Here is a 24,946-nt window from a genome sequence, read left to right as displayed (position 1 = left end):
ATTGATTTAATAATAAGATATAATAAAATTGAATTATTATAATGAAGATATAGTATTGTTTATATTTAATTTTATGTTTATTTTAATAAAATAATTTGGAGGATGTAGAATGGATAGAAGAGATTTTTCCGATTTAGAAGACCAGATAATGAATACAGTGAAAAATGCTTTTAATGCTATAGATTTCGTAAATTTAAAAAGAGATATTAGCTATAAAGCTGAAGATACAATAAATGAATTTAAGTCAAAGCTAAATGAGTTTAATATAAAAATAGAAAATAATTATACTAAATTAAATAAGAAGGCTAAAAACAATATAGCAACATATATTGATAAAAGACCAGCTGGAACTATATCAGGAATTATATATATGATATTTGGATTGTTAGGTACTATGTTATTTGGAATTTTATTATTAATATTTATGATATTTATGTTGTTTTTTGGCAAATTAGTTGCTGATACATTAGCTGCCTTTATAGTAATAGTATTACTTTTAGGAATAAGCTTAGGATTATTATCTAGAGGTGTAAACTTAAGGAAAAGGGTAAAGCGCTTTAAGACTTATGTAAGATTTATTGAAGATAATAGTTACTGCTCAATTAAGGATCTAGCTAGATTCGCTAAAGAAAAAGAAGCTTTTGTTATTAAAGATCTTAATAAGATGATTAATTTAGGCATGTTTACAGAAGGTCATATTGATGATGAAAAAAATTACTTTATGCTAAATGATGATGTTTATACTGATTATTTAAAATTAAAGAAACAACAAATAGCTAAGGCAGAATTAGATGAAAAGGCAAAGCTAAATAGAAATATAAATGAGTCTGAAGAAGAGGAATTAAATTCTATAATTAAAATGGGAAGAAAATATATTGAAGAAATAAAGGCTACAAGAAATGAGCTTTATAAAGAAGAAATAGCCCTTAAGATAGATAAATTACAAGGTATAGCAAGCCAAATACTTAATTATGTTGAAAAGAATCCTAAAAAGCTTCAAGAAGTTAATAAGTTTATAAATCATTATCTTCCTATTACTATAAAGCTTATTAATTCTTATAGAGATTTAACTAGGCAAGCAGTACAAGGAGATAATATAAAGAATGCTAAAAGTGAAATTGAAAAAAGTATTGATATTATAAATAATGCATTTGAAAATTTATTAGATGATTTATATGAGGATGTTGTTTTAGATATTTCAACAGATATTTCTGTCTTAAAAACTTTATTTAAACAAGAAGGATTAACAGAAGAGGATTTCAAAAAATAAGCTTGAAGCGAGATGGAGGAATTTATAATGAGTGATGAATTTAAAGATGACATTAATTTAAAGCCTGAACTAGTTTTTGAACCAATAATAGAAGAGATTATTAATTTAGAAGTTAAAGAAGAGAAAAAAGAAGAAATAGTTGATGAAATTAATTTAACAGATGAAGAAAAGCGTATGGTAGATGAATTTGTAAATAAAATAGAAATAAAAAATTCTAATTCTATTTTACAGTTTGGAGTAGGTGCTCAAAAGAAAATTTCAGACTTTTCAGAAACAGCCTTAAACAATGTAAGAACTAAAGATTTAGGTGAGATTGGTGATATGCTTTCTAGTGTAGTTCATGAGTTAAAGAATTTTGAAGATACAGAAGATAAAAAGGGTATCTTTGGATTCTTCAAAAAAGGAAAGAATAAGATTTCTGAAATGAAGATTAAGTATGATAAGGTAGAAGATAATATTAATAAAATGTGTAATAATCTTGAAAAGCATCAAATACAGCTTTTAAAGGATATTGCAATGTTAGATAAGATGTATGAAATAAATAAGGCTTATTTTAAAGAACTTTCTATGTATATACTAGCAGGTAAAAAGAAGCTTCAAAAGTTAGAACAAGAGGAGTTACCTAAGTTACAAGAAAAAGCAAAAATTACTGGACTTCCTCAAGATGCTCAAGAAGTAAATGATTTTCTTGCACTTTGTAATAGATTTGAAAAGAAAATTCATGATTTAGAATTAACTAAGATGATTTCTCTTCAAATGGCTCCACAAATTAGATTAATTCAAAATAATGATTCTTTAATGTCTGAGAAGATACAATCAACAATAGTTAACACTATACCTCTTTGGAAGAGTCAAATAGTTTTAGCTCTAGGAGTTGCACATTCCTCTAATGCAGCAAAAGTTCAAAGTGAAGTTACTAATATGACAAATGAACTTTTACGTAAAAATGCAGAAATATTAAAAACTTCAACTATAGAAACTGCAAAGGAATCAGAAAGAGGAATTGTTGACATTGAAACTCTTAAAGTTACTAATGAGTCTTTAATTTCAACTCTTGATGAAATACTTCGTATCCAAACAGAAGGACGTCAAAAGCGTAAGGAAGCTGAAGTTGAATTAAGAACTATAGAAGATCAATTAAAAAATAAACTTTTAAAATTTAAACCACAATAATAAATATAAAATAAAAATTACTTCTCTTAAAGTAGACAGTTAAAAGTCGTTTACTATAAGAGAATTTTTTTATACGCAAAAAAGAACATAAAATTACAATTTTCTTAATATTCTGCAAATGTATTTTAAAACTTTAATTTTAAAATGTATACTTAATATAAAAAATAAAAAAATATTGAAATGAGGAGGGTTTTATGAATAAGAAACTAACAAATGAAGTTGGTGCTCCTATTGGAGACAATCAAGATGTTCTTACAGCAGGTAGAAGAGGCCCAATGGCTCTACAAGATGTATGGTATCTAGAAAAACTTGCTCACTTTGATAGAGAGGTAATACCAGAAAGACGTATGCATGCCAAAGGAAGTGGTGCATTTGGTACTTTTACTGTAACACATGATGTTACTAAATATACCAAAGCTAAGATATTTTCTGAAATTGGAAAACAAACAGAAATGTTTATACGTTTTTCTACAGTTGCAGGGGAACGTGGTGCGGCTGATGCAGAACGTGATTTAAGAGGTTTTGCAATGAAGTTTTATACTGAAGAAGGAAATTGGGACTTAGTAGGTAATAATACTCCTGTATTCTTCTTTAGAGATCCACTTAAATTCCCAGACTTAAACCATGCTATAAAGCGTGATCCAAAAACTAATATGAGGTCTCCACAAAATAATTGGGACTTTTGGACACTATTGCCTGAAGCACTTCATCAAGTAACAATTACAATGAGTGATAGAGGAATTCCAGCTACATATCGTCATATGCATGGATTTGGAAGTCATACCTTTAGTTTAATTAATGATAAAAATGAAAGAGTTTGGGTTAAATTCCATATGAGAACTCAACAAGGAATAAAGAATTTAACAGATGAAGAAGCAGAAGAATTAATTGCAAAGGATAGAGAAAGTAATCAAAGGGACTTATTTAATGCCATTGAAAGAGGAGATTTTCCAAGATGGACTATGTACTTCCAAATAATGACCGAGGAACAAGCTAAAAATCATAGAGATAATCCTTTTGATTTAACAAAGGTATGGAGTAAAAAGGAATATCCTTTAATTCCAGTTGGAGTAATAGAACTTAATAGAAATCCTGAAAATTATTTTGCAGATGTTGAACAGGCTGCCTTTAATCCAGCTCATGTAGTTCCTGGTATAGGGTTCTCACCTGATAAGATGCTACAAGGTAGATTGTTCTCTTATGGAGATGCCCAACGTTATCGTTTAGGTGTTAATGCACATTCTATTCCAGTAAATGCACCTAAATGCCCGGTTTCAAGCTTCCATCGTGATGGACAAATGCGTGTGGATGGAAATTATGGAGCAACAAAGCATTATGAACCAAATAGCTATGGAGTATGGCAAGATGATAAATCTTATAATGAGCCACCTCTTGAAGTTGGTGAATATATGGATCATTATAGTCAATACCATGACAAAAATGATGATTGCTTCTATCAACCAGGTGATTTATATAGATTAATGACAGAAGAAAAAAGAGAACTTTTAATTGGAAATACAGTAAGACATATGGGAAATATTGGTGATAACATAAAATATAGGCATACTGCTCATTGCTATCTTGCAGATAGAGAATATGGTGAAAGAATGGCTAAGGCATTAAATCTTAAATTAGACCATGTTATAGAACTTTCACAAATGAGTCGTGAAGAAAGATTTAAAGCTACTATGCCTGTGGAATAAAAATATAAAAATACTTATCCATTAATGCACAAAAAGAGATATTTTATCTATTATGTAATATAAGGTTAAATTACTTTTTGTAAACAAAATGGAGGAAGTGTTATTATGATTTATAATAATAATAAATGTACAAATGATAATTTAGGTGGAATGAATGGATGTGCAACTGTTAAGAGTACTAATCAAACTTTAACTGAGCAAATTCCTGTAACTCCTACAGTTATTACACCAGGACCTGTAGTTGTTAAGCTTCCAGTAGTACTTGCAGAAGTAAATATTACAATTCCTGTTGAAGCTACTATTAAATTAGATAAAGAAGTTTTAGAAATTAAGAGAATAAGAAAAAATGTATATTTAACTCAATCTCGTATTATACCATTTTCTCAAGATAGCGAATTCGGTACTGGAATATTATTTGTAGAAGGATTTATTAGAAAGAATATTGAGTATGCAACAAAAACTTGTAGTACACCAAATACTCCTAATATATGTGGATATATAAGACATTGTACAGTTGAAGTACCTTTTAATTTTTCAACAAGAGTAACTTTTATTAGACAACCTATTTTTGAGACTAATTTTGGACCAAGTGAATTAGAATTCTTTACAGATAAACGTAGAGGTTGTGATGCTTGTGCAGATCCAATAATTGGACGTAATACTTGTGATCAAAGTTTTTTCAATGTAGAAATATTTAATGAAAAGCCTTTTACTGAATTAGTAAGAGCTGATATTGCAGAAGTTGATATTCACACAAGACCATATTCAACTTGTAATGCTCCAGTAGAACAATTCTTTACTGAGCTTACAGAAAAAGTAGTAGTTAATTTGACATTAAAAGTATTACAAAAACAACAAGTAAATGTTACAGCAATAGGAATCTAATAATTACAATATAAGATTTGAGTAAAATGTAATATTAAATAATGATCCTCAATAGCTTTAAATATAAAGCTATTGAGGATTTTTTTTTTGAATTTATAATGTACTAAAAGGGGGGATTTTGTATATTATACATTAAATAAATGAATTATCTATACTTAGATAAAAGGGAGGAAGCCCTATAGTGAATGATAATAAAATAATTATTAATGATGGTAAAACTGTGTCTAATTCTTGCAGTTCAGTTAATTCTAAAGTACAACCATTAATTGAAGAAGCTGATATAATACCTAATACTATTGAATGTGGTCCTTTAGTTATTAAGGTTCCAGTAGTACTAGCAGAGGTAAAGGTTAAACTTCCTATTGAAGCTACTATTACATTAGATAAAGAAGTATTAGAAATTAATAGAATAAGAAAAAATGTGTATTTAACTCAATCTCGCATAATTCCATTTTCAGAGGATAACTGTGGAGATAATGGAATACTTTTTGTAGAAGGACTTATTAAGAAAAGTATTGAGTATGTACCTAAAACTTATAATGCAGAAGGTGTTCCAAATAATTGCGGATATATAAGATATTCTAGTTTTAATGTACCATTTAATTTTACAACAAGAATCAATTTTATTAGAGAACCTATTTTTATGGGAAATTCAATTCCCTGTGAAATAGAATTTTTCACAAATAAAATTAAAGGTTGTGATGAATGCTCAGATACTATTGTTGGTAGTAATCCTTGTGATGAAAGTTCAGCTTTTACAGAAGTTTTTAATGAAAAACCGTTTACTGAGATAGTTAAGGCTGAGATTATTGAAGTGGATATTAACACAAATGCCCCTTATAATTGCACATCAAATAGAGAAAAAACATTTACTAAAGTTACAGAAAAAATAATTTTAAATCTAACTTTAAAAATATTGCAAAAGCAACAAGTAAGAATAACAGCAGAATGATTGTGCTAGGGCACACTATAAGATTAAAAATTGAAATATTGGAATATCTTAATAAAAACAGACTTAAAAATGAAGATTTAAGTCTGTTTTTTATTACTTTAACTTATTATTTATGAGTAAAAAATGTTAAAAAATACACAAAGAAAAAGTATGAAAAAAGATATATTTATGTTAAAATAATGTGGCTATTTTAAGTGATAAATAATTTGAAGAATAATAAATGAAGTAGAAATAATAGTAGGAGTTATGGAAAATATGAAAGAGGATTTAAAGCTTAGAAAGTATTCAGCAAAGGAATTTAGTGCTATGGTGGGGTTGCCCTATAGCTCTCTTAGATATTTTGAAAGAATTGATTTGTTAAAGCCTAAAAAGGAAGCTAATAATTATAGGAGTTTTACTCATTTTGATGCTTTTAAACTAAATAGATTTAAGCATTTTAGGGCCTTAGGAATTAGTGTAGATGATTCTCTAGATATAATTGAAGAAAGTAATGTAGATTCAATTATAGAAAAGCTGGATGAAAGAAAAACACAGATAGAAGAAGAAATATTAAATCTTAATAAACAATTAGAAGGAATAAAAGGAACTAGAAATAACTTAGAACGTGTGAAATCAGGTGAAAATAAATATGAAATTAAAGAAGTTAAAGATAAAGTTTTTATACCTGCCTCTAAAGGCTTAGATTTTACAATTTCTAAATATGACATATTTTCAAAATTTGTAGATATGCTACCTGTAACAGAATATTGTAGCCGTATAAAACATCAGTATATTAGTGACATAGATAATATTAGAAAGGACTATGGAATATCCTTAGATTTAGAGGCTGCAATAGAAATGGGAATTGATATAAGTAATGAAGGCGAAATACTTAAGATGGGGAAATGCTTAGTTTATTATACAAAGAACCATAATAAAAATGATAAGTTTATTGAATTTATTGAAGATGCCTTAGAATACATAAAAGAAAATAATATGAAGGTTGTAGGAGATATCTATTTTAATGGTGTAAAGCTTAAATATGAAGATGGAAGCAAAGGATTTATTATATATATACCTGTAGAATAAAATGTATTGACATTGCACTTAGTGCAACCTTTATACTCTGAATTGATTGACACAAATTTGACAAATTAGGGGGATACTTGATGAAAAAGAACATGAAGAAATTATTAAGCATTATGTTATCAATGCTTTTAGTACTAGGTTTAGTATCATGTGATTCAGGTAAGAAAAAGCTTTCTTTTACACCTGGAGAATATACTGCTGTAAGTACTGGGAAAAATGGTGATGTAAAAGTAAAAGTAGTGTTTAATGAAGATTCAATAGTTTCTGTTGAAGTATTAGAAAGTAATGAAACAGAAGGAATTTCTAATGAAGCTATCGATCGTACAATAAAATCTATTGTTGAAGGACAAACATTAGAAGTAGATGCTACATCAGGAGCAAGTTTAACTACTAATGCAATTGTTTCTGCGGTAGAAGATTGTGTAAAGCAAGCTAATGGAGATGTAGAAGCTTTAAAGAACAATAAAAAAGAAACAGAAACTGCAAATAAAGAAGAAACTTACAATACAGATATAGTTATTGTTGGTGGTGGTGCAGCAGGATTAACAGCTGCAATTAGTGCATCAGGTTTAGGCGCTGAGGTAATAGTTATAGAAAAAGGTGTAAGCCTTGCTGTTAGTAATGGAGCAAATGCTGGTGGTCCTATAGCTACTGGAACTAAGGTTCAAGCAGCAGAAGGTGAAGACCTTACTACAGAAGAATTATTTGAACATATGTCTGGATTTGGTAACAGCACAATAAATGATTCTTTACTTCGTAAGACTTTAGAAGTTACTGGCGAAACAATAGATATGTTAGATGATTTAGGTTTAACTGTAACTTTAAGACAAGATGCTTATGGTGTAGGATTTAGAGCAAGACATGGAATAAAAGAAAAAGGCGTAGATAGAATGGGCTTCTTAGCAGATAAAATAACAGCAAATGGTGGAACTATAATGCTTGAAACTACTGGAGAAGAAGTTATCTTAGATAAAAATGGAGTTGCTGTAGGAATAAAAGCTACAAAAGCTAATGGAACAAAGGTTACTATTAATGCAGATGCTGTATTATTAGCAACTGGTGGATACTTAGGTGGACAAGAAATAATTGAAAATAAATTTGGTAATATTACAATAAACCCACTTGGAAATACTTTATCAACTGGTGATGGAATTAACATGACATTAGCAGCAGGTGGAGTAGAAGATAAAAACTGGGGTATAGTTGCAAATGAATTCTCAGCTTCAAACTCAAAGGCTGGAACTTGGTCATTTAGTAGTAATCAAAATTTAAGATTTGGTATCTATGGTGGATTACTTGTTAATGGAGAAGGAAATAGATTCTTTAATGAAGAAATAATGGCATCAGAACCATTAAGTGGAGCAGAAGCTACATTAAGATATGGAAAATACTATGCCGTAATGGATGAAGCATACTATAATTCAGTTTGTGAACAAGGTATATTCAAGACTTTAGGTAGTCCTGAAAGCTGGGTTGCAGGTGCAAGGAACTTATCAGAGTCAGCACCAAATTCAATAGCACATGTAAAAGTATTAACAGAAGCTAAATCACAATTACAAGAAGCTATAGACCAAGGTTGGGCTTACAAAGCAGATACAATTGAAGAATTAGCTGAAAAGTTTGGACTTGATAATTTAGTATCAACAGTTGAACAATACAATAAGTATTGTGAAGCAAAACACGATAGTGAATTCTTAAAAGATCCAACATTCTTAACACCAATAAACAATGGACCATATTATGTATTTGAATATGAACCAAGTGCATGGTGTACAATTGGTGGAGTTAAAGTTGATGATTCTTTAAGAGCTTTAGATAAGAACAATGAACCTATTAAAGGATTATATGTAGCTGGAATAGATGCAGGAAGCTTATTTACTGCACCATACTACGATAATGAAGGATCAGCATTTGGACTTTCTTTAGGATCAGGTACTTTAGCTGGAAGAAATATGTACAAATATATAACTAATAAATAATCTAATATATATTATACAAATAAAGATATATCAATACAGATATCTGTACTGATATATCTTTTGTATTATAAAAGTTAAATAAATTGTATTATTTTGTATAAAATTAGAATGTTTTATGTTAAAATAGTGTAAGTATTAAAGGGTTGTTAATTATATTATATAAATACTATATGAAAAAAAAAATATATATATAAGGAAAATGTGAGGGAGAAAAGACATGAGAAACAAAATTTTAATATTTACATTAGTAACATGTTTTCTAATAGATATTATAATGCCTTTAAAGGTTTCTGCAACTTTAGTGAAAAAGGAGAGATTTGAAAAATTATCTATTGATGAAGGACTTTCTAATGAGTATGTGACAACAATATTTCAAGACAGCAAGGGTTACATGTGGATAGGTACTATAGATGGTCTTAATAGATATGATGGGGAAAGAATAAAGATATATAATTGTAATAATCAAAGTAATGATTCTTTAAGCTCTACCTATATAACAGCAATTGAAGAAGATTCTCATGGGAATATATGGATAGCAACTGATAATGGTTTAGATTTTTTAATTAGAGATACAGATGAAATTGTAAGAATGAAGGATATTGAAAATGATAAATATAATCTAGGAGATTTAAAAATTACTTCATTATTAAGGAGCAGCTACGATAAAGATGTTATGTGGGTTGGTACAGAAAATGGATTAATGAAGTTTAATGTTATAACCAGAGAATATAAGACTTTTTACAATGAAAAGAACAATGAAAATTCCTTAACTAGTTCTTCTATAACTTCTTTAAAAGAGGGGAAAAACGGAGAATTATGGGTTGGTACTAAAGATGGAATAAATGTAATAGATAAAGATTTAAATATTATTTATAATGAAAATGAAATTCATAGAGATAAATTATATATATATAATATAGAAATGGACAAAGAGGGCAATCCATGGATATCAACAAAAGAAGGAATTCTTATTTTTGATTTAAGAGAAATAGAAAATACATTTGTATGGATAGTTAATAATGAGGGAATAAAAAAATATTCTCTTAAGGAAAAAAAGATAATAGAAACCTATAGTAATATAAAGGAAGAGGAATGTTATAATAATAATTTCATTTTATCTGATAGTGAGAGTAATATTTGGATATCTAGTAGTAATGGAATATTAAAATATATTCCTAATAACAATTACCCTGTAATAATAAAAAAGGATGAAAATTTTAGTGACTCTCTTAGTAGTAATGTTATAACTTGTTTTTATGAGGATTTTAATAACACTATATGGATTGGTACAGATAAGGGGATAAATATATTAAATAAAAATAATCAATTTAATTTCTTTGAGGAACAAATAAATTTAAAAGATAAAAATATTGTGTCTATGTTACAGGATGATAACTATTTATGGATAGCTACTAAGTATGATGGTATATATATATATAATAGTATAAATGGAGACTTGATAACTAGAATATATGATAATGAGAATGGAATAAGTTTAAGGAATCAACATATAAAAAGCTTATTTAAATCAAATGATAATTGGATTGTAATTACAACAAATAAAGAGGTAATTTCACTTAATACTAAAGATTATAGATGTAAATATCATTTTATTGATGAGGGATACTCTTCAGAATTAAATTATTTGTATAATGATGAAGAAAATATTTGGCTTTCATCTACAACAAATTTTTATTCCTATAATATAGATACAGGCGAAATCACATATCATAATGAAAACTTAAAAAGCTTTAATATAAATCCAGGACGTATAAGATATATATTACCAGATTATAAAGATGATGATATTATATGGCTTGGTGGAATTGATACAGGAGTAATTAAATATAATAAGAAAAAAGGAGTTATAAAAAAATATAATAGTTATTCTTTAAATAAGAATTATATTAATTGTATGAATTTTGATAACTTAGGAAACCTATGGATAGGAACAAATGTAGGACTTATCAAATTCAATTTAGAAAATGAAGAATTTACATCATATACTACAGCTAATGGATTAACCAATAATTTTATAAATTCCATATTAGTAGATGATAATAATAACATTTGGCTAAGCACAAATAAGGGATTAAATAAATTTGAGATTGAAAATGAAAAAATTATTAATTTCAATAAAATCCATGGATTATATGGATATCAATTTAACTTAAACTCAGGAATAAAGTTTAGTAATGGGATGATGGCATTTGGAAGTACAGAGGGAGTAACATATTTTTATCCAGATGATATAGTTGTATATAATAATAATGTAAATGAAGTTGTAATTGGTGATATTTATATTGGAAAAAATAAGGTTATTTATGATGGAAAAGAATTAATTTTAGAATATAATGATAAAAACCTAACCATCGATTATTTTTTACCTAACTACGAAAATATAAATAATACTACTTATGAATATATTCTTGAAGGAATTGATTCAGAGTGGATATATATAGATTCTAAAAGTAGCTTAGATTTTAAATCTTTAGAACCTGGTAAATATATATTAAAATTAAGAGCAAGAAGCTCTAATGGTGAACTAACAAATGAGACAAGCATTAATATAAGGGTTAAAAATCCAATATGGAAAACACCTTTGGCTTATGTAATTTATATAGGTATTGCTATAGTTATAGCTGCTTATATATTTAATTACGTTAATATATTACATAAGTTAGTAGCTCAAAAAACAAAAAAGATTAATAAGCAATTAGAAGAAAATAAAAGGTTAAGCAAAGAGATAATAGATAAAGAAAAACTTAAAAATTCTTATTTTGTTAATTTATCTCATGAACTTAGAACTCCTATAAATGTTATATCATCAACAGTTCAATTAGTAAAAGCTTTAGTTAAAGAAAAAAATATGACTTATGAAAAATCTGCGGAATATATGAATATTGTAAGTAGAAATTGTGATAACTTATTAAAAATAATAAATGATATAATAGATAGTTCAAAAATAGAAACAGGACATTATGTAATAAATAAAAAGAATAATGATATAGTAAATGTAGTGGAGGAAACTGCTCTTAATATGAGTAAGTTTATAGAAGAAGAGGGTATATCTCTTATAATAGATCCAGATATAGAAGAAAAGATAATTTCCTTTGATAGTACTGAAATTGAAAGAGTTGTAGTTAATTTATTAGCTAATGCAGTTAAGTTTACTCCTAAGGGTGGAGAAATTAAAGTGCTAATTAAGGAAGTTAATGAGCACATTGAAATTACTGTAGAAGATACAGGAATAGGAATATCTAAGGAAGATCAAGACTTTATATTTAAAAGATTTTCACAGGTTAAAGGAACAGGGGTATCAAAGGCAAGTAGCAGTGGAATCGGACTTACACTTGTTAAGCACATTGCAGAACTACATAATGGATATATTAGACTTGAAAGTGAAGTTAATAAAGGTAGTAGATTTACTGTAGGGCTTCCAGTTATATAATAAGTGCTATATTAAAACTCTGGTAATATTTAAAATTAATAATTTACTTAGTAAATTGACTATAGAATAATTAATCTTCAGTAACATAATTATTAGTGTGTAATATAATATAATAGTAAGGCCTTAAAATAATGTGGAGATGATTTAATATGTCAAATGAATATTGTTTTGGACAAGGATTAGATTATGGGCTAGAAAATAGATTAGAATATGAATCACTAGTATTTAATGCAGGAACTATGAATGATGCTGAAGAGACAGAACCAGATACAGTACCACTTGGAAGTGCTAATTCACCTCTTAGGATATTAGGATGGCTTCTTCCAGAAGGTGATGAAGAAGAATATTCACTAACTTTTAATGTACCAAGAGATGCTTATAATACTTCTAGAAAAACTAAAGTATTTGTTCATTTGTTAACTGATAATTCAAATACACCAACTGGAAATAGATTTTCTATAAGACTTTCTTCTTTATTTACTAGAAAAAATGGCGTTGTAAGAATAGAAGAGTTAAGAACAATTAATAAACGAAATATTAGAATTCAAAATTCACCAGGAAACTTTGAGTATAATCATTATGTTTTAGAGTTTGATTTAAATGAGATTGTTAGAGCAGAAGATTTTGCATTCTTGAGTGTTGCACGTATACCAGCAGATAATGATTATGCTGGTGCATTGCTTTTAACTAGTATAGAGTTTAGATATTTAAGCTGTTAAGTAAATTAAATTAAAATAAGGAGGAGCTGTGGCAACAGCCCCTCTGATTTTTTATTATTTACCACTATCTCCATAGTTTGATAGAACTCTTGCACTTGGATCATTTACATTACATCCATCCCAATCTTTGTTTGGCATCCAAAAATCAACTATCATTTCAGCTTGGTTATGGTAATACTTTTCAAATATTTCTCTATATAATAAAGATTCCTTAGTAAATGGCTTTGCGTGATATTTATATTTATCACATAAGCCTTCAAAAACTTCATCAGAATATTTAGTTTCTGCATATTCCTTTAAATAATCTACCATAGAATGTCCGACAGCATCACTAAAGGCTGCTTTTTCTCTATATAATATACTTTGTGGAAGAAAATCTCCTTCAAAGGCACGTCTTAAAAGGTATTTTCCCATTTGGTATTTATTTAATTTCTTTTCAGGATCAATGGACATAACATATTTAACAAAATCTAAATCACCAAAGGGAACTCTTGCTTCTAAAGAGTTTGAACTTATACAACGATCAGCACGAAGTACATCATACATATAAAGTTCTTTTATTCTCTTTTTAGATTCTTTTTGGAATTCCTCTGCATTTGGAGCAAAATCAGTATATTTATAGCCAAATAACTCATCGGAAATTTCACCAGTTAAAAGTACTTTAATACTAGAATTTTCATGTATCTTCTTGCAAAGTAAATACATCCCCATACTTGCTCTTATTGTTGTTATATCAAAGGTTCCAAGAATTTTAATAACTTCATCTAAAGTTTCAATAACTTCCTCTTTAGTCATATAAAATTCAGTATGGTCACTACCTATATAATCAGCTACTTCTTTAGCATATTTTAAATCAATTGCATCTTCAGTCATACCAATACAGAAGGTTTTAATTGGCTTTTCAGGATGTAATTTTTGAGCAACTGCACATACTAATGAACTGTCTAATCCACCACTTAACAAGAAACCTACAGGAGCATCAGCATCCATACGTTTTTCAATACCAGCTACTAATTTATCGTGGATTTTCTTATAAATAACTACTAATTTATCTTTAGAATAGTCTCCTTGGATTTCAGTAATGTCACAGTAGCAAGTAAATTTACCATCAGCATAATAATGACCTGGTGGGAATGGCATTATTTTATCGGTAAGTCCCACTAAGTTTTTGGCTTCACTAGCAAAGATGATTTTTTCAGATTTTGAATATCCATAAAATAATGGACGAATTCCAATTGGATCTCTAGCTGCAATAAAAGTGTCTTTTTCCCCATCATAGATGACAGTTGCAAATTCAGCATCTAATTTAGAAAACATATCTAATCCATATTCATAATACATTGGAAGTAATATTTCACAATCACTATCTGAATGGAATTTATAGCCTTTTCTTATTAAATCTTTTTTCATTTCTCTAAAACCATAAATTTCCCCGTTACATATAGCAGCATCTTTATTATTAGTAAATGGCTGCATTCCGCTGTTGCTTAAATCCATAATAGATAGTCTTTGGAATCCAAAAATTCCAGATGGTAAAGTAAGTATTTTTGTCATATCTGGACCTCTAGATTCAGTTCTTTTTAATGCCCCTTCAAATTTTTTAATTTCCATGTCTTTTCCTGTATAACACATAATTGTACACATATTAATAGCCCCCTTAAATATAAAAATAGCACCAATTCGTCTTATAATAATTATAGGACGAATTGATGCTTATCCGCGGTACCACCTAATTTACCTTAATAAAGGTCTCTTCCCAGCCACTACTGGTATCCATATAACGCATGGAGTACGGCGCCCCTAATTTATCTAATAGAAAATAAATATTTCAGTTTGCAGCTACTGAGTGTTATTCGAAAAAGCCCTGCCACTGGGTTTTCACTATCTCCAGCTCACTTTAGGTGGATACTTTTCCTACTTCTCTCTATCTTTGCTTTTCATTAATTGTATTTATTTTAAGTTTTTCTTGATAGTTTGTCAATAAATTTTTAGAAAAATTATAAAATTCTAATTTTAATAAGGGATATAGGTTATGTTTTAAGTGCAATTTTTCATAAAAGAAGTCTTATTATTTTGTTGAAGTAATTGGAATATATAATAATTAGGTATTTTAATTAATTGGTGTGAAATAATTAGTAGTAAGAAACCCCTTTCGGAGTTTCTAAAAATATTAATAATAAGCCTTAACTTTTAATATTTAATTAATTCCATCTCTAGTACAAGTATATTTAAATTGTGGTTGAGTTTGAAGATAAAAGCCATTTCTTACTTGAGAAATCCAGTTTTGAAAAATTTCTAGCCAAGCATTGCTATTAAAGAATTCTGATAAAGGTAAATTTGGATTCCATTCTAAAAGTAAAAATGGACCAATTCCATAGGACCATATACCAGTTTGCTCTACAGTAGATTCTCTAATTAAAAGCACAGGAAGACCAAATTGAAATGCCATAGAAGGCTCTATTTGTGTAAAGGGGCTTCCTTCCCAAGTTATTAAATCAGAGGCTTTTCCTAAATTATTTTCTAAAACTCTAACTTCTCTTTGAGCTAAATTAAGACCTATAAAACCATAGCTTGATAAAATCATTCTTCTTATATTTGTAAGAGGTGTTTCTGGATATTGCTCAGTTGCTGGCAATGTTCTAGGAAATAATAAAGCTTTTTTAATTTCTAAAATTATATTTTTTACAAAACTACTTTGCTTTGAATTTAATCTGCTTGGATGACTAAGGAAAACTGGAATTCTATATAAAAGATTTGAACATTCCTTCATTAAATTAGCACAATCTGGTGAGATGCAATTATTTTCAAAGTTGGATTCAGTTATCATATAAATACTCATCTCCAATTAATTATTTATTGTATCTTAAAATCCATGTATTACAGTATATAACATAAGAAGAAAAAATGTTAACAAATAAATATTAAAATCCTTGTAATAAATGATGAAATCATAAAATATAATACTTTATAAAATAATATCTTATATGGGTGAAGGTGTTGAAATGAAACATTTTAAAAGTATTAATAGCGAAAGTTTTTATAAAGAGCCTATGAGCTTTAATAAATACTCTAAAAAAGATTTATTAAAGTATTCTATAGGCTCTAATTTATATATGAATGCACTTATGGATATCTATAACAAGATAAAATTAAGAAAAATAAAGGATATAACTACCATTACTATTTGTTTTGAAGATTCTATTAGAGAAAGTGATGTAGACAAAGGAGAAATTAATGTTTTAAAGTCTTTAGATAAGATAAATGAAGATTTAGCAAGAGGAGAAATAAATGAAAAAAATATTCCATTAATATTTATTAGGGTTAGAAGCAATTATCAATTTATTAAGTTTTCATATAGGTTATCTAAGGATCAATTAAAATTAATAACAGGATTTATATTTCCTAAATTTAATAAGATAAATGGACCACAGTATTTAGAGCATTTAAATACCATAATTAATGAGTATGATGATAAAATTTATGGAATGCCTATTCTAGAAAGTGAAGAAATAATATATAAGGAAAATAGAATGAAAGAAATTCTATATTTAAGAAATTTAATTGATGAATATAAGGATTTAATCTTAAATATTAGAGTAGGAGGAACTGACTTTTCATCAAAATTTGGATTAAGAAGAAGTAGAGATAATAGTATTTATGATATAGGAGTAATAAATGACTGTCTTTCTGATATAGTTAATATCTTTGGTAGGTATAAAGAAGAATATATAATCTCAGCACCAGTATGGGAGTATTTTTCTTATGATATTAATTCTAAAGAGGTTAAAGGATTAATTAAAGAAATAAAGTTAGATAAAGAAAATGGATTTTGTGGGAAAACAATAATTCATCCAACTCAAGGTATTTATGTTAATTCTATTTATTCAGTAAATTATGAGGATTATATGGATGCTACCAATATATTAAATCACAAAGAGATTGGGGGAGTCTTTAAGGGTTATAGTAATAATAAGATGAATGAAGTATCCCCACATTATAATTGGGCAATAAGAACCTGTAATAGAGCTAAGGCTTTTGGAGTTCTTAATAATAAAATTTCTTATAAGGATTTACTTTATAAGGATGGAGTTTATGATGAAAATTAATGTAACAAATAATATATATAAATTGGATTTGAAAGATTTAATTTCAATAGGATATAGAGAAAATAATAATGAGAGAAGCTTTTTATTTATAAGTAAGGTTTTAGGAAAGCACATAGAGGTAAGACCTAATATGTGTAAAGTTATTGGTTTACTATTAACATCAGTTTTATTTGGAGAAAATGAAAAGACAAGAGTCCTTATTAATTATATAAAAAATCAAGAGGACAATGAGGAAGCGATAAAAGATGTTATAAAATTAGCTTATAAAACTAATGAAAAAATCATTGTTTTAGGATTTGCAGAAACAGCCACAGCACTAGGTATGGCAGTGGCTTCAGCTATAGAAAACTCTTACTATATAACTACAACAAGAGAAAATATAAAAGATATAAATTCAATATTTAATTTTGAAGAAGAGCATTCACATGCAACAACACATAGATGTTATTTAATAAATCATAATAAATTAAAGGAAGCTAATAGAATAATTTTAGTAGATGATGAAATAACTACAGGAAAGTCTATGTTAAATATAATAAAGGAATTAATTAAAGTTACAAAGGTAAAGAAATATATAATCCTTAGTATTTTAGATTTAAGAAATATTAAATATAGAAATTTATATAAAGATTTTGCTAATGAAAATAATATAGAAATAGAAGTAAAATCTTTAATAGCTGGTGAAATATATGAAGAGGATAAAAAAGTATATGTAAATAATAAAGAAGTTATAATAGATGAAATAGCTCCTGTAGCTTCATTAAATATTATGTCAAGAAGAGGTGATTATTTAAAGTTTACAGGAAGATTTGGAGTAGATTTTAATGAAATTCTAAAAATAGAAGAAGAAAGTAAAGAAATTGCAAAGATAATTGAAAAAAGAATAGGAAGAGATAAGAAAATATTAGTACTAGGACATGGAGAAAATATATATATTCCCTCTAGGATAGCTTCATATTTAAGTGGAGATGTCTATTTTAAAAGTACCACTAGAAGTCCAATTCATTGCTCAAAGGAAGAAGGATATTTAATTAATGAAAGTCATCTTTACTTTCATAATAGAGACAAGTACTATTTTTATAATAAAACAAAAATAGAAGATGAATATGATTTAGTACTTTTAATTTCAGAGGATAATTTAAATGTAAAGCTTACTAATAATATGTTGATATATAAGCCTTAATTTAAGTGAGATGTATATTTAAAATGGATATACTTTTTTAAGTTTACTTTAAGTGAAATTAATATTTATAAATTTTGTAGCCTAAAGTTATTATTATAGATTCTTGACAGGTATTATTTAAAAGTAGTATTATAATAATGATAATCAATATCAATTGTAAAATATTGATTATCATTATTAATATGATTATTGAATGATGATTTAAATTAATATTGTTAGAAGTCTAACTATATTAATTTTTACTAGAATATTTATATAGATTTAGAAAGGATTGATTAATATGGCTACAAAATATCCAATGGCACAGTTAATTATGGAAAGAAGAACAATAAAGAAATTTAAGGATGAAAGTATATCTACAGAATTATTAGGTGAGTTACTAGAAGTTGCTAGCTGGGCTCCAAATCATAAATTAAGAGAACCTTGGAGGTTTATAATTTATAATGGTGAAGGTAAGAAAGTAATAGCAAATGCAATAGCTGAAGTAGCTTCAAAGGGAGCTAAGATGAAAAAAAGCCCTGAAGAAATGAAGAAATACTATGAATCTGTTCCAGCACATATACTTGTTGTAATGCATGAAGATCCACAGCCTTTTGTTAGGGAAGAAGATTATGCAGCGGTTTGTGCATTAATTCAAAATTTCCAACTGGCAGCTTGGGAAAGAGAAGTAGGTGTATTTTGGAAAACTGATTCATTTTTAACTTTACCTGAGTTTAGAGAAGCTGCTGGTGTTGCACCAGGAGAAAAAATAGCAGCTATTTTACAGGTTGGATATATTGATAATGTTCCAAAGCCTCGTAATAGAACTGCAATAGATAAAAAGCTTACTGTAATTGATGGTAAAGACCACGAATAAAAGAATATGAAATAATAGGTATAAAAAATAGTATTAGGATTTTATTATAATTCTAATACTATTTTTTTATTTAATAATAATTTAATATTCTATTTAATAATTGTATGTAATAATATCCATATATTTTGAAGATAATAAGTAAGATGAATATAATGACAAGTAAGTCTATTAACTATTATGTATACATATTCTACTATACAAAATGGTTATACAAAAATAATAAATACAAAAGAAGGAGAGTATATTATGAATAAAAAGTTACCTAAGGAAGCTTATGGTGGTACTCATGGAAAAGATTATGTTCCATATGTTACTGATAAGGCAAAAAAAGGAGCAAATATTCCTGTTGTAATAATTGGTATAATATTATCTGCTATTTTTGCAGCTTCTACAGCTTATTCAGGTATGAAGTCTGGATTAACTGTTGCGGCAGGTATACCAGGTGCAATAATTGGATCAATGCTGATAGGTGTATTTGCACGTGATAAGGGTATACTTGGTAAAAATATAACCCAAGGTATGTCTAGTGGTGGAGAATCTATAGCTAGTGGTATGATTTTTGTTTTACCTGCAATAATATTAATAGGTAATAATGTTACCTTTATGGAAGGCCTAATAGTAGGTGTTGGTGGAGTTTTATTTTCAATAGGAATTATATCTTTAGTTTATAATTATTTAATAATTGAAGAACACGGTAATTTAATGTATCCAGAATCCTTAGCAATATCTGAAACCCTTGTAGCTTCTGAAGGAAATGGAGATGCTGTAAAATACATGGGAATTGGTTTTGGAATAAGTGGTATTATTAATGTTTTAACTGGATCATTTTTAAATTTAATAAATAACACAATATCTTATATGGGAAGTAAATTTTATAAGTGGAAGTTTTCTATTGAAGTAAATCCACTTTTAGTAGGAATAGGCTTTATAGTTGGGTTAGAGGTATCTTTAACTATGTTTGCAGGTTCTATATTAGCTAATTTTGGAATAGCTCCATTAATAGGATACTTTACAGACTTAGCTGATAAGAATATAGTATCATGGAATAATTCAGCAATGTATCTTAATCAAATGGATGTAAATGCAATATCATCAAGTTATGTTAAGTATATTGGTGCGGGAATGATGCTTTGTGGTGGTATAATAGGAGCACTTAAGCTTATACCAACAATAGTAGTTTCTATAAAAGAAACATTAAAAGCAAAATCAAGTAATGATTCTAATGCAGAAAGAAATTCAGGTGGAATAATAGTACTTTTAGTAGGAGTAGTAATTGCTTTTATATCAGCATTTATGATTTCACAAAGTATTATGATGGCTATAATAGGAGTAATTGTTGCATTAATTTTATCTTTATTATTTGTTATAGTATCTGGTCGTTTAACAGGAACAATAGGAACATCAAACCTTCCTGTATCAGGTATGACAATAGCATCTTTAGTTATATTAACACTAGTATTTGTTGTTATGGGATGGTCAACAAAAGCAGATAATAAATCATTACTTTTATTCGCTGCATTTATGGTAGTAGCAATTTCAACTGCAGGTGGATATAGTCAATCTCAAAAGGTAACATACCTAATAGGTGGAGATAGAAGTGAAATGAGAAACACCTTTGCTATAGCAAGTATAGTTGGTGTAATTGTGGTAACAGGAACTATATTATTACTTTCAAACCAATTATCAGTGACAGGAGCAGAGGCACAATTTGCCCTTCCTCAAGCAAATTTAATGGCTACATTAACATCAGGTATAATGTCTGGTGATTTACCATGGCCAATGATTTTAGTTGGTGTTGTAATGGCATTATTTTTATTACTATTAAACTTACCTATAATGACTATTGCAATTGGTTTTTATTTACCAATTTCAACAACTTCAATTATATTAGTTGGAGCATTAATTCGTGTATTAGTTGAAAAGATGAGTAACAGTGAAAAGGAAAAAGAAGAGAAGGTTTCTAATGGAATAAGCTTATCTTCAGGACTTGTTGCAGGTGGATCTATAATAGGATTAGTTGGAATAATTTTACAAGTAACAGGTATAATAACACCTAAGACACCAACTGGTTTTGCAGCTAGTAATATTATGGGATTAATATTATTGATTGCTTTAGTTGTAGCTACAACATTACCTATTATAAGAACTAAGGCGAAAAAGAGTTAAGAATACACAAAAGTATTTAACAAGAAAAATTAATATATAGTTTAATATAATATATAATTTTAATAAATGGAGTTGTTTGAAAATAACCTAGATATTAGTTATTTCTAATATTTAAGGTGGGTTTTTCTAAATAACTCTTTTTTATTTTAAAATAATATTCCTTGATAATAAATATAATTAATTTGATAAATGATAGTATTTTTATACAAAAAATATATAATTAGTGATAGAATTAAAGTGAAGAAATTATTAGTTAGGGAGGAAAAAATATGGACTTAGATAGAAAAGTTGTCAATACCATTAGAGGACTAAGCGCTGATGCAGTTCAAAAAGCTAATTCAGGACACCCTGGTTTACCTTTAGGAGCAGCACCAACTGCGTATGCTCTTTGGGCAAAAGTTATGAATAATACACCAAAAGATGTAAATTGGATAAATCGTGATAGATTTGTTCTTTCAGGTGGACATGGATCAAGTTTATTATATAGTTTATTACATTTATTTAATTATGGTGTAACTATTGATGATTTAAAAGAATTTAGACAATTAGATTCTAAAACTCCAGGACATCCAGAATATGGACATACTGTTGGTGTAGAAGCTACAACAGGACCATTAGGAGCAGGAATGGCTATGGCGGTAGGAATGGCTATGGCAGAAAAACATCTTTCAGCTGTATTCAATAAAGAAGGATATCCAGTAATAGACCACTATACATATGTATTAGGGGGAGATGGATGCTTTATGGAAGGTATATCATCAGAAGCCTTTTCATTAGCAGGAACATTAAAATTAGATAAATTAGTTGTATTATATGATTCAAATAAGATTTCTATTGAAGGATGTACAGATATTGCATTTACTGAAGATGTAAAAATGAGAATGAAAGCCTTTGGATTTAACGTATTTACAGTAGAAGATGGAGATAATCTTGAAGAAATATTAAATGTAATTAATGAAGCTAAGAAATCAGTTGGAAAACCTATATTTATAGAAGTAAAAACTAAAATAGGTAAGGGATGTCCAGCTAAAGAAGGACTAGCATCTGCTCATGGAGAACCTTTAGGAGCTGATAATGTAATAGAATTAAAGAGAAACTTAGGATTATCTGAAGATAAGGATTTCTGTGTTGATGAAGATGTATATGCTCATATAGCATCTGAACAAGAAAGAGCTGATAAAGTATATGAAGCTTGGAATAATATGTTTGAAGATTATTTTGCTAAGTACCCAGAAATGAAAGATCTATGGGATAAATATTTTAATGTTGATTATAAAAAAGTGTTAGATGAAAGTTCTGAATATTGGCAATATGATAAAAAAGCTAATGCTACAAGAAACTTATCTGGTATTGCTATGAATAAGATTAAAGATTTATTCCCTAACTTTATGGGAGGAGCCGCTGATTTAGCACCATCAACTAAAACATACTTAAATGGAGTTGGTGATTTTAGTAGTGATAATTATGCAGGAAGAAACATACATTATGGAGTTCGTGAATTAGCTATGGCAGGTATAGGAAACGGGCTAATGTTACATGGTGGATTAAAGACTTATGTTTCAACTTTCTTTGTATTTAGTGATTATATTAAGCCAATGGCCAGATTAGCAGCACTAATGAATTTACCATTAACATATGTTTTAACTCATGATAGCATTGGTGTTGGTGAAGATGGTCCAACTCATGAACCAGTGGAACAATTAACAATGCTTAGATCAATGCCTAACTTTAATGTATTCAGACCATGTGATGCAACTGAAACAAATATTGGATGGTATTTAGCAATGACATCAAAGGGAACACCTACAGCTTTAGTATTAACAAGACAAAACCTACCTGATATAGAAGGTTCAAATAAAGATGCTATGAAGGGTGGATATATAATTGATGATTCTAATGGAGAACCAGAAATTATATTAATGGCTTCTGGATCTGAAGTTTCTTTAGCTATTGAAGCTAAGAAGAAATTAGGAAATGATAAAATTAGAGTAGTAAGTATGCCTTGTATGGATATATTTAAAGCTCAAGATTCAGAGTATAAAGAAAAGGTTCTGCCAAGAAGCGTAACTAAGAGAGTTGCTATAGAAGCAGGATCATCATTAAGCTGGGGAGAATTTGTTGGCTTTGATGGTAAATATATAACAATGGATACTTTTGGAGCATCAGCACCAGCTGAATTATTATTTGAAAAGTTTGGTTTTAGTGTTGATAATGTAGTTAATGTAATTAACAAATTATAAAACCTAATTAAATTAATATAATAATATAAATGAAGTTATCTTACAGTTTTAAATTTTATTATAGACTGTTAAGATAGCTTCATTTTTTTATAGTTATTTACAGTAATTAGAATTGTTGTAATAAATTATATGGAATAATATAATAATTATATATATTTTACTTGAATTTATAATGTATTTTTATAATTAATTCTTATGTAAAATTAAAATGAATATATTGAGAAAGAGTGGGGGAAAGGAAATGATTTTTGAAAAAATAAATATTTGTGACATAACAGATAGGCTAAAGGATAGCAAGGCTTATATAAATGTTTATATTCCAGATAATAGTGTGGAAATCGATATTAATAAGAAAAGGAAAACTATAATTATATGTCCTGGTGGTGGATATGTAGGTACTTCAGATAGAGAAGCTGAACCAGTAGCCTTTAAATTACTTTCAGAAGGGTTTAATGTAGTAATTTTAAGATATAGTGTTAATCCTAACAGATTTCCCACTGCACTATTAGAGTTATCAGCTACTATAAACTATCTTCGTGAAATGTCTGATAAATGGAATGCTGATATAAATAAAGTTATAACTTTTGGTTTTTCATCAGGAGGGCACTTAGTAGGAAGCTTAGGAGTATTATGGAATAAAGATTTAATTTCTGAAGCTTTAAATATAAAAAATGAGAATATTAAACCTAATGGAATGATACTTTCTTATCCAGTTATAACAAGTGGAGAGTTTGCAAATAAGGACTCCTTTGATAATTTACTTGGAATAGATGCGAGTAAAGAAGAAAGAGAAAAATTCTCTTTAGAAAAATTAGTATCTAAGGATACTCCAGAAACCTTCTTATGGCATACTTTTAATGATACAGTTGTACCAGTTGAAAATTCATTGTTTTTTGCTAGTGCTTTAAGAAAAAACAATGTACCTTTTGAACTTCATATATATCCTGATGGTGTACATGGATTAAGTCTTTGTGATGTAAATACAGCATACAAAGATAATAGTGATCTTATAAATAAACATGTAGAATCCTGGTTTGAATTAGCTGTTAAGTGGATTAATAGAATTTAAATTAAGAAGAGGCTTTGGAAGGATATAAAACTTTTATTATAGGTTGTTCTAACAGCCTCTTTTTAATAAGATTTAGCCTTAAAAATTATATTTGGAAAGATTATAAAAATACTGATATAATGATAG

At 27.9% G+C, this 24,946-nt stretch carries 17 protein-coding genes and 1 other annotated feature; of the genes, 15 read left to right on the top strand and 2 right to left on the bottom strand.

Annotation, left to right across the window (positions count from 1 at the left end; translation table 11 throughout):
• The first annotated feature begins 109 nt into the window (after nt 1–109).
• From HUJ77_RS00165 to HUJ77_RS00125, 9 genes are all read left to right on the top strand, one after another.
• On the top strand, nt 110–1,270 hold the full coding sequence (locus HUJ77_RS00165; RefSeq protein WP_291706544.1) for a 5-bromo-4-chloroindolyl phosphate hydrolysis family protein: 1,161 nt from the start codon (nt 110–112) through the stop codon (nt 1,268–1,270).
• A gap of 27 nt (nt 1,271–1,297) precedes the next feature.
• Nucleotides 1,298–2,443, top strand: coding sequence for a toxic anion resistance protein (locus HUJ77_RS00160; RefSeq protein ID WP_291706543.1), 1,146 nt, complete (start codon nt 1,298–1,300; stop codon nt 2,441–2,443).
• Between the two features lie 194 nt (nt 2,444–2,637).
• Nucleotides 2,638–4,146 (top strand): catalase, encoded by a 1,509-nt coding sequence (locus HUJ77_RS00155; protein WP_291706542.1) that lies wholly within the window; start codon nt 2,638–2,640, stop codon nt 4,144–4,146.
• A gap of 105 nt (nt 4,147–4,251) precedes the next feature.
• Complete coding sequence (locus HUJ77_RS00150) at nt 4,252–5,031, top strand: CsxC family protein (protein WP_291706541.1); 780 nt, start codon at nt 4,252–4,254, stop codon at nt 5,029–5,031.
• A 181-nt stretch (nt 5,032–5,212) separates the two neighbouring features.
• Nucleotides 5,213–5,983: a CsxC family protein gene (locus HUJ77_RS00145; protein ID WP_291706540.1), complete on the top strand. Its 771-nt coding sequence runs from the start codon at nt 5,213–5,215 to the stop codon at nt 5,981–5,983.
• 246 nt (nt 5,984–6,229) lie between these two features.
• Nucleotides 6,230–7,051: a MerR family transcriptional regulator gene (locus HUJ77_RS00140; protein ID WP_291706539.1), complete on the top strand. Its 822-nt coding sequence runs from the start codon at nt 6,230–6,232 to the stop codon at nt 7,049–7,051.
• Nucleotides 7,052–7,131: 80 nt separating this feature from the next.
• Entirely contained in the window at nt 7,132–9,030 is a 1,899-nt protein-coding gene (locus HUJ77_RS00135) for an FAD-dependent oxidoreductase (protein ID WP_291706538.1), read from the top strand.
• A 217-nt stretch (nt 9,031–9,247) separates the two neighbouring features.
• A complete protein-coding gene (locus tag HUJ77_RS00130) occupies nt 9,248–12,481 on the top strand; it encodes a sensor histidine kinase (RefSeq protein WP_291706537.1) in 3,234 nt (1,077 codons plus the stop codon).
• Between the two features lie 149 nt (nt 12,482–12,630).
• The gene (locus tag HUJ77_RS00125) at nt 12,631–13,200 is read left to right on the top strand and encodes a hypothetical protein (protein WP_291706536.1); all 570 of its coding nucleotides are present in this window, start codon (nt 12,631–12,633) and stop codon (nt 13,198–13,200) included.
• Nucleotides 13,201–13,254: 54 nt separating this feature from the next.
• Here the strand turns inward: HUJ77_RS00125 and asnB are convergent, their stop codons facing one another.
• Entirely contained in the window at nt 13,255–14,844 is a 1,590-nt protein-coding gene (gene asnB, locus HUJ77_RS00120) for an asparagine synthase B (protein WP_291706535.1), read from the bottom strand.
• Nucleotides 14,845–14,894: 50 nt separating this feature from the next.
• Nucleotides 14,895–15,140, bottom strand: a binding site (T-box leader).
• Between the two features lie 257 nt (nt 15,141–15,397).
• The gene (locus HUJ77_RS00115) at nt 15,398–16,027 is read right to left on the bottom strand and encodes a hypothetical protein (protein ID WP_291706534.1); all 630 of its coding nucleotides are present in this window, start codon (nt 16,025–16,027) and stop codon (nt 15,398–15,400) included.
• Nucleotides 16,028–16,202: 175 nt separating this feature from the next.
• On the opposite strand from HUJ77_RS00115, the gene HUJ77_RS00110 reads away from it, so the two are divergent.
• The 6 genes from HUJ77_RS00110 to HUJ77_RS00085 all read left to right on the top strand — a co-directional run bounded on the left by HUJ77_RS00110 (nt 16,203) and on the right by HUJ77_RS00085 (nt 24,820).
• Nucleotides 16,203–17,306 (top strand): HpcH/HpaI aldolase/citrate lyase family protein, encoded by a 1,104-nt coding sequence (locus tag HUJ77_RS00110; RefSeq protein WP_291706533.1) that lies wholly within the window; start codon nt 16,203–16,205, stop codon nt 17,304–17,306.
• Nucleotides 17,293–18,489 carry a phosphoribosyltransferase domain-containing protein gene (locus HUJ77_RS00105; protein WP_291706532.1) on the top strand — a complete coding sequence of 399 codons (1,197 nt, stop codon included), beginning with the start codon at nt 17,293–17,295 and terminating at the stop codon, nt 18,487–18,489. Before HUJ77_RS00110 ends, HUJ77_RS00105 begins: the two co-directional genes overlap by 14 nt.
• Before the next feature lie 280 nt (nt 18,490–18,769).
• Complete coding sequence (locus HUJ77_RS00100; protein WP_291706531.1) at nt 18,770–19,345, top strand: nitroreductase; 576 nt, start codon at nt 18,770–18,772, stop codon at nt 19,343–19,345.
• 246 nt (nt 19,346–19,591) lie between these two features.
• Complete coding sequence (locus HUJ77_RS00095) at nt 19,592–21,511, top strand: oligopeptide transporter, OPT family (protein WP_291706530.1); 1,920 nt, start codon at nt 19,592–19,594, stop codon at nt 21,509–21,511.
• Nucleotides 21,512–21,780: 269 nt separating this feature from the next.
• Nucleotides 21,781–23,751, top strand: a complete 1,971-nt coding sequence (tkt, locus tag HUJ77_RS00090; RefSeq protein WP_291706529.1) for a transketolase — start codon at nt 21,781–21,783, stop codon at nt 23,749–23,751.
• Nucleotides 23,752–23,992: 241 nt separating this feature from the next.
• Nucleotides 23,993–24,820: an alpha/beta hydrolase gene (locus HUJ77_RS00085; RefSeq protein WP_291706528.1), complete on the top strand. Its 828-nt coding sequence runs from the start codon at nt 23,993–23,995 to the stop codon at nt 24,818–24,820.
• The last annotated feature ends 126 nt before the right edge of the window (nt 24,821–24,946 follow it).

It is taken from the genome of Clostridium sp. (genome assembly GCF_021443865.1).
In the GTDB taxonomy this organism is placed as follows: Bacteria; Bacillota; Clostridia; order Clostridiales; family Clostridiaceae; genus Clostridium.
This window is presented reverse-complemented; position numbering and strand designations above follow the sequence as displayed.

What these genes read in the sequence shown, in the direction of transcription:
- HUJ77_RS00085 (WP_291706528.1), top strand. Translation starts at nt 23,993, where the DNA reads ATGATTTTTGAAAAAATAAATATTTGTGACATAACAGATAGGCTAAAG.
- HUJ77_RS00140 (WP_291706539.1), top strand. Translation starts at nt 6,230, where the DNA reads ATGGAAAATATGAAAGAGGATTTAAAGCTTAGAAAGTATTCAGCAAAG.
- HUJ77_RS00105 (WP_291706532.1), top strand. Translation starts at nt 17,293, where the DNA reads ATGATGAAAATTAATGTAACAAATAATATATATAAATTGGATTTGAAA.
- asnB (WP_291706535.1), bottom strand. Translation starts at nt 14,844, where the DNA reads ATGTGTACAATTATGTGTTATACAGGAAAAGACATGGAAATTAAAAAA.
- HUJ77_RS00150 (WP_291706541.1), top strand. Translation starts at nt 4,252, where the DNA reads ATGATTTATAATAATAATAAATGTACAAATGATAATTTAGGTGGAATG.
- tkt (WP_291706529.1), top strand. Translation starts at nt 21,781, where the DNA reads ATGGACTTAGATAGAAAAGTTGTCAATACCATTAGAGGACTAAGCGCT.
- HUJ77_RS00100 (WP_291706531.1), top strand. Translation starts at nt 18,770, where the DNA reads ATGGCTACAAAATATCCAATGGCACAGTTAATTATGGAAAGAAGAACA.
- HUJ77_RS00095 (WP_291706530.1), top strand. Translation starts at nt 19,592, where the DNA reads ATGAATAAAAAGTTACCTAAGGAAGCTTATGGTGGTACTCATGGAAAA.
- HUJ77_RS00110 (WP_291706533.1), top strand. Translation starts at nt 16,203, where the DNA reads ATGAAACATTTTAAAAGTATTAATAGCGAAAGTTTTTATAAAGAGCCT.
- HUJ77_RS00115 (WP_291706534.1), bottom strand. Translation starts at nt 16,027, where the DNA reads ATGATAACTGAATCCAACTTTGAAAATAATTGCATCTCACCAGATTGT.
- HUJ77_RS00130 (WP_291706537.1), top strand. Translation starts at nt 9,248, where the DNA reads ATGAGAAACAAAATTTTAATATTTACATTAGTAACATGTTTTCTAATA.
- HUJ77_RS00135 (WP_291706538.1), top strand. Translation starts at nt 7,132, where the DNA reads ATGAAAAAGAACATGAAGAAATTATTAAGCATTATGTTATCAATGCTT.
- HUJ77_RS00165 (WP_291706544.1), top strand. Translation starts at nt 110, where the DNA reads ATGGATAGAAGAGATTTTTCCGATTTAGAAGACCAGATAATGAATACA.
- HUJ77_RS00125 (WP_291706536.1), top strand. Translation starts at nt 12,631, where the DNA reads ATGTCAAATGAATATTGTTTTGGACAAGGATTAGATTATGGGCTAGAA.
- HUJ77_RS00155 (WP_291706542.1), top strand. Translation starts at nt 2,638, where the DNA reads ATGAATAAGAAACTAACAAATGAAGTTGGTGCTCCTATTGGAGACAAT.
- HUJ77_RS00160 (WP_291706543.1), top strand. Translation starts at nt 1,298, where the DNA reads ATGAGTGATGAATTTAAAGATGACATTAATTTAAAGCCTGAACTAGTT.